A 7037-nucleotide genomic window follows, 5' to 3' on the forward strand; every position below is an offset into this window, starting at 1 on the left:
CAGCGGTGGGTTATGGCACGGCGGCGTACAGCGACGGCGCGGTCGCGGTCGGCGGTGGCGCGAGTGCCGCCGGCACTGGCAGCGTCGCGATCGGCCAGTACGCGGAAACCGGCTTCGCCCTGTTCGGCATCGAAGCTGCCAATGCGGTGGCAGTCGGTACGAACAGCTGGGTGCTGGGCGACAGCGGCACCGCACTCGGTGCGGGTGCATGGGCGATCGGTGACAACACGGTCGCGCTCGGTGCCAATTCCTACGCCGATCGTGACAACACGGTGTCGGTGGGCGACGTCGGCTCGGAACGGCAGATCACCAACGTCGCGGCCGGTACGCAGGGTACCGACGCGGTGAACAAGAACCAGCTCGATGCCGTGGCCGGCAGCGTCAGCGACGCCAGCCATTACTTCAAGGCGAATGGCGCAAGCGACGGCAGCGATGACGCGACCGCGGTCGGTGACTTCGCGGTGGCGTCGGGATCGGGTGCATTTGCGGGCGCTAATGGTGCGGCCGCTTACGGCTCCGGCGCGTTCGCCACGGGCGTGAACAGCACGGCTACCGGCTACGGTGCCACGGCCACCGGTCAGAACAGCGCCGCCTACGGTGCCGGTTCCCAGGCCAATGGTCCGGGGAGCGTCGCGGTGGGTGGTGTCGCCGTCGACGAAGACGGTAACCCGCTGATCACCAACGGCGGCGTGCCGGTCGATACCGGCGCGACCAGTGCGGACGTGGGTGGCACGGCCGTCGGTGCGAGCGCCAATGCCAGTGGCTTTGCCGCTTCGGCGGTCGGTGTCGGTGCGTATGCGAGCGGCGCGCAGTCCTCGGCATTCGGTGCGGTAGCCAACGCGTTGGGTGATTACTCGACCGCGGTCGGTACGCAGAGCACGGCGGGTGGTATCAGCAGTGTCGCGGTCGGTGAAAGTGCGACGGCTACCGGCGACGAGAGCGTCGCGGTGGGCGGCAGTGCCTTTGGCTTCTTCACGGCGCAGGCGACGGGCTACGCGACCACCGCCCTCGGCGCGGGTGCGTGGGCCACCGCGGACTACGCGACGGCCATCGGCTGGAACACTTACGCGGCGGCGGATAGCAGCACCGCCCTGGGTGAATCGGCCTCGGCGCAGACGCTGGGTGCCAGCGCACTTGGCGCGGAAGCCATTGCGGTCGGCACGCAGTCCACCGCGGTGGGTGCGGTCTCGACCACCAATGGCGACTTCGCTTCGGCGATCGGTAGTGGCAGCTACGCGGGTGCGAACAACGCTACGGCGGTGGGCGGCCTGGCCACGGCCACGGGCGAAGACAGCACGGCGGTGGGTGCGAACAGCGAAGCGTCGGGTGCACGCTCGACGACGACGGGCGCCTCGAGCGCGGCGTTTGGTGACGACAGCACCGCGAATGGTTACGGCAGCATCGCCGACGGCAACGGCGCGACGAGCCTCGGTGCCAGCAGCGTGGCCGATAGCGATTACGCCACGGCGGTCGGTAACGGCAGCAGCGCGAATGGCGTAGGTGCATCGTCCCTCGGCGCGGCGACGTTCGCGCAGGGTGATGGCGCCACGGCGGGTGGTTATGGTTCCGCCGCCCAGGGCAAGAACACCTCCGCGTACGGCAGTGGCGCACAGGCCACGGCCAACAGCGCCACGGCGATCGGCGGCCAGGCCGTCGATGAGAACGGCGATCCGCTGATCACGCTCACGGCGACCGGCGAAGCAGTCGGCCCAGCGTCGGCCTCGGGTCTGGCTGCCACGGCAGTCGGCGCGAGCGCACAGGCCGAAGGCCAGTTCGCCACGGCGCTGGGTACGGCGGCGTTCGCCCAGGGCGAGCAGTCGCTGGCGGGCGGCTTCCTCTCCGAAGCGTCCGGCGCAGGCTCGACCGCACTGGGTGGCCAGGCGTACGCGCCGGGTGAACTCTCCACAGCGGTGGGTTATGGCACGGCGGCGTACAGCGACGGCGCGGTCGCGGTTGGCGGTGGCGCGAGCGCCGCCGGCACCGGCAGCGTCGCCATCGGCCAGTACGCGGAAACCGGCTTCGCCCTGTTCGGCCTCGAGGCCGCGAACGCGGTGGCCCTGGGCACCAACAGCTGGGTGCTCGGTGATAGCGGCACGGCACTCGGTGCGGGTGCCTGGGCGATCGGTGCCAACACGGTGGCGCTCGGTGCCAATTCTTACGCCGATCGTGACAACACGGTGTCGGTGGGCGATGTCGGCTCGGAAAGGCAGATCACCAACGTCGCGGCCGGCACGCAGGGCACCGACGCGGTGAACAAGAACCAGCTCGATGCGGTGGCCGGCAGCGTGAGCGACGCCAGTCACTTCTTCAAGGCTACCGGCACCGGTGATGGCAGCGACGACGCCACCGCCGCAGGCCAGTTCGCCACCGCCGCCGGCTCCGGTGCATTCGCCGGCGGCAACGGCGATAGCGCCATCGGTAGCGGCTCGTTCGCCAATGGCGGCAACGCCACGGCCATCGGTACGACATCGACGGCGACGGGCGCCAACAGCACGGCCCTGGGCGCGCAAGCCGAGGCGAATGCCTCGAACAGCGTGGCCCTCGGTGCCGGGTCGCTCGCGAGCCGCGCCAATACGGTCTCGGTGGGCGCGGCCGGTGCCGAACGCCAGGTGACGAACGTGGCCGCGGGTACCCAGGCCACGGATGCGACCAACAAAGGTCAGCTCGATAGCCTGGCCAACAGCGTGAGCAGCGCCGCGCACTACGTCGCGGCCGATGGGGCGAAGGACGGCTCGGACGATGCCGCCGCGACGGGTGCGTACTCGACCGCGGTAGGCGCCGGCAGCAGTGCGGGCGGCGACCTGTCCACCGCGATCGGTTCGTTCGCCACCGCCAGCAAGGAATCGGGCACGGCGATCGGTGCCTCGGCTAACGCTGCGGGCGTCGGTTCCACCGCGATCGGCGACAGCGCACGGGCGACGGCGAAGAACTCCGTGGCACTGGGCGCGGGCTCCGTCGCTACGCGAGCCAATACGGTATCCGTCGGCGCATCCGGCAGTAACCGCCAGATCACCAACGTAGCAGCGGGTACTCAGGGCACCGACGCGGTGAACGTCAACCAGCTCAACACGGCCCTGAGCAGCGCCTTCTCTGGCTCCGGCAACGTGGCCGGCAATGCCGTCGCCATGGCCTTGGGTGGCGGCGCCACGATGGGTGCCACCGGTTTCGTCGGCCCGGTCTATCGGGTGCAGGGTGGCTCGTACAACACGGTCGGCGATGCGGTCGGGGCGCTGGATGGCGCACTCACCTCGTTGAACAGCCGTGTCGGCAGCCTCGAAACCGGCGCAGGGTCCGTCGCGACGAGCTCGCCCGGGACCAGCCCCTCGCGTGCCCACGTGAACGCCGTCATGGCACCGGCCGCAACCAACCCGGCGGTCACCGCCGCGGCGGCTCCGGCCGCCGTCACGCCCGCCGCCCAGGCGATCGTCCCCGGCACCGGTGACGGCACGTCGATCGGTACCGGCAGCTACGCCAAGGACACGACCGACCTGGCCATCGGCAACAACGCGTCGGTCGGTGCGGACAACGGCACGGCGGTGGGCACGGGCGCCACGGTCACTGCGGCCGCGACCAACAGCGTGGCACTCGGGGCCAACTCGGTCGCCGACCAGCCCAACACGGTCTCGGTCGGTTCGGCCGGCGCGGAACGCCGGGTCACCAATGTCGCCGCGGGCACAGCGCCGACGGACGCGGCGAACGTGGGCCAGGTGGACCAGGCCCTGACGACAGCCAAGTCCTACGCGGACCAGGGCGATGCGAGCACGCTGAACCAGGCCAAGGCTTACACCGACCAGAAGTTCGGCGACATCGTGAGTGGTGGTGCGTTCGACGAGTACAAGCGCGAGGTCGACAACCGCTTCAGCAACCTCAACGATCGCCTGAACAAGGTGGGCGCGATGGGAGCGGCCATGTCGCAGATGGCCTTCAGCGCCCAGGGCGTCAGCGGTGACAACCGCCTCGGCGTGGGCGTCGGCGGATACAAGGGGCAGGGTGCCCTGTCCGTCGGCTACTCACGGTCGATCACGCCGCACGCCAGCGTCACCTTCGGTGCCGCCGTCAGCGGGGGTGAGAGTTCGGGTGGTGTGGGTGTAGGCATCGGCTGGTAATCGGCCTAGGCGATCCCCTACACGGGGTCGCCAAAACCCTGCAAGGCCGGCGGAGACGCCGGCCTTTGCTTTGTTGCAGCGCGTCGCAGGATGCGCGTGGCGTGGTCGCCCCGGAAGCATGGTCTGTGCTACCAATAGCGGCCCATGGCCCCAGGAACGGGGGCATCGATACCGCAACGAACGGAGCGTGAGAAAGCATGTCTGCGATGACCGACCATAGGGACATGCTGGCCGGTGAACCCGGCGAAGCCCAGGTCTGCGCGCACCTCGTCGCGCATGGCCGCCTGAAGGACACCGACCTCGCGCGGGCGCGTCGCCTGCACGACGAGACGCCGGAAGGGACCCTCACGGCCCTGATGGCCCGGCTGGGCCTCGTTTCCGAGCGCGATCTCGCCGATGCGTGGGCCGCCCTGCTCGGCCTGCCGCTGCTGGCCGCCAAGGATGCGCCGGAGATGCCACCGGCCGATGTCGAGCTCTCCGTTCGTTTCCTGAAGCAGTACCACGTGGTGCCCGTCCGCGAGGGCGACGACGGGCTGGCCCTGCTGGTGGCGGATCCCGCCGACCCGTATCCGCTCCAGGCGGTCCACCTCGCCACGGGCCGCGACGTCCAGCTGCGGGTGGGCCTGCGCTCCGAGATCGACGACCTGATCGAACGTTATTACGGGCAGGGACGCTCGGCGATGGGCAGCATCGTCGAGAGCCTGGATGGCAGCGCGGCCGTCGAGGACGATGTGGAGCACCTGCGCGATCTCGCCTCCGAGGCACCGGTCATCCGCCTGGTGAACCTGATCCTGCAGCGCGCGGTCGAGCAGCGCGCATCCGACGTGCATATCGAGCCGTTCGAGAATCGCCTGAAAGTGCGCTACCGCATCGATGGCGTGCTGCATGAAGTGGAAGCACCGCCCTCCAGCTCGACCGCCGCTGTCATCTCCCGTGTAAAGATCATGGCCCGGCTGAATATCGCCGAGCGCCGCCTCCCGCAGGACGGCCGCATCCAGCTGCGCGTGCAGGGCAAGGAACTCGACCTGCGTGTCTCCACCGTGCCCACCAGCTTCGGCGAATCGGTGGTCATGCGTATCCTCGACCGCGAGTCGGTCGTGTTCGATTTCGAATCGCTCGGTTTTACCGACAACTTCCGCGACCGCTTCGTCGAAGTGCTCGACCGCCCCCACGGCATCCTGCTGGTCACCGGCCCGACGGGTTCGGGCAAGACCACCACGTTGTATACGGCGCTGTCGCAGATCAACACGCCCGACGTGAAGATCATCACCGTCGAAGACCCGGTCGAATACCAGATCGAAGGCATCAACCAGATCCAGGTAAAGCCGCAGATCGGCCTGGACTTCGCTGGCGCGCTCCGCTCCATCGTCCGCCAGGATCCGGACGTGATCATGATCGGCGAAATGCGCGACCTGGAAACCTGCCGCATCGCCATCCAGTCCGCGCTTACCGGCCACCTGGTGCTCTCGACGCTACACACGAACAGCGCCTCCGGCGGCGTCACCCGCCTGCTCGACATGGGCGTGGAAGATTACCTCCTGGGTTCGACCGTCAACGGCATCCTCGCACAGCGCCTGGTCCGTCGCCTCGACCCGGAGACCGCGGTGGCCTACGAGGCCATGCCCGAGGTCATCGAGCAGTTCCAGTTGCACCGCTACACCGACGAGCGTCCCATCCGGCTGTGGAAGCCGGGCTCGAGCGCCGCCAATCCGACGGGTTACCGCGGCCGCCGCGCCATCATGGAATTCCTGGTGATGAGCGATCCGATCCGGCGCCTGGTCATGCAGAAGGCGGACGCCGGCGAGATCGAACGCCAGGCGCGTGCCGAGGGCATGCGCACGATGTATGAGGACGGCCTGGCCAAGGCCGTCGCCGGGGTTACCACCATCGAGGAAGTCCTGCGCGTCACGCAGGAAAGCTGACTATGAGCCAGTTCCGTTACCGGGCCATCAGTGCAGCCGGCGAGATGCTGGCCGGGCGCATGGAAGCCACGTCGGTCGAAGACGTCGTCGCGCGCCTGCAGGACCAGGGCCACGTGCCGCTGGAAGCCGCACCCGCCGATGGTGAAGCGTCCGGCGGCGGCATCGCGGCACTCTTCCGCAAGGGTCCGTTCACCGGCGACCAGCTCGCCCAGTTCACCCACCAGCTCGCCACGCTGCTTGGCGCGGGCCAGCCGCTCGATCGCGCGCTGGGCATCCTGCTCGACCTGCCGGAAGGCGAGCGCGCGAAGAACATGGTGGAGCGCATCCGCGACCGCGTGCGCGGCGGCACCACGCTTTCCACGGCGCTCGACGAAGAGAACGGGGTCTTCCCGCGCCTTTACATCAGCCTGGTGCGCGCCGGCGAGGCGGGCGGTTCGCTCGACGAAACGCTGCGCCGCCTCGCGGACTATCTCGAGCGCGCGCAGGCGCTGCGCGGCAGCATCATCAACGCGCTGATCTACCCGGCCTTCCTCATGGTCGGCGTGCTCGGCTCGCTCGTCCTGTTGCTCGCCTACGTGGTGCCGCAGTTCGTCCCGATCTTCGCCGACATGCAGGTGCCGATTCCGCTTATTACCCAGGTCGTGCTGGCGATGGGCACGGTCATCGGCGACTGGTGGTGGGCGATCGTGCTGCTGCTCGTCGTCGGCGGCCTCGTGCTTCAGGTGCGCCTGCGCGACCCCGACGCGAAGCTCCGCTTCCATGCGCGCCTGCTCGGCATGCGCGTCGCGGGCCCGCTGCTGCTCAAGGTGGAAACCGCGCGCATCGCCCGCACGCTCGGCACGCTGCTGAAGAACGGCGTGCCGCTGCTCGGTGCGCTCTCCATCGCCCGCCAGGTCACCGGCAACCGCGCCCTGGACCTTGCCCTGGAACAGGCGGCGGATCGCGTGAAGGGCGGAACCGGGCTGGGCAGCGCGCTGTCACAGACAGAGCGCTTTCCCCGTCTTGCGTT

Annotated in this window: 2 protein-coding genes and 2 pseudogenes; all 4 read left to right on the forward strand. The window is 69.2% G+C overall.

From position 1 onward, the window contains the following. Window positions 1–1331: pseudogene (locus ACTHLF_RS17685) on the forward strand (ESPR-type extended signal peptide-containing protein); the annotation flags it as partial. A 108-nt stretch (window positions 1332–1439) separates the two neighbouring features. After that, a pseudogene (locus ACTHLF_RS17690) lies at window positions 1440–4106 on the forward strand (YadA family autotransporter adhesin); the annotation flags it as partial. A 206-nt stretch (window positions 4107–4312) separates the two neighbouring features. Then, entirely contained in the window at window positions 4313–6028 is a 1716-nt protein-coding gene (gene gspE, locus ACTHLF_RS17695; RefSeq protein ID WP_440329028.1) for a type II secretion system ATPase GspE, read from the forward strand. 2 nt (window positions 6029–6030) lie between these two features. Then, on the forward strand, window positions 6031–7037 hold a 1007-nt coding region (locus tag ACTHLF_RS17700; protein ID WP_440329027.1), incomplete at its 3' end, for a type II secretion system F family protein.

Source organism: Luteibacter sp. (assembly GCF_051958795.1).
Taxonomy (GTDB): Bacteria; Pseudomonadota; Gammaproteobacteria; order Xanthomonadales; family Rhodanobacteraceae; genus Luteibacter.

Excerpts from the sequence above, each read along its gene's own strand:
- gspE (WP_440329028.1), top strand. The coding sequence starts at position 4,313 with ATGACCGACCATAGGGACATGCTGGCCGGTGAACCCGGCGAAGCCCAG.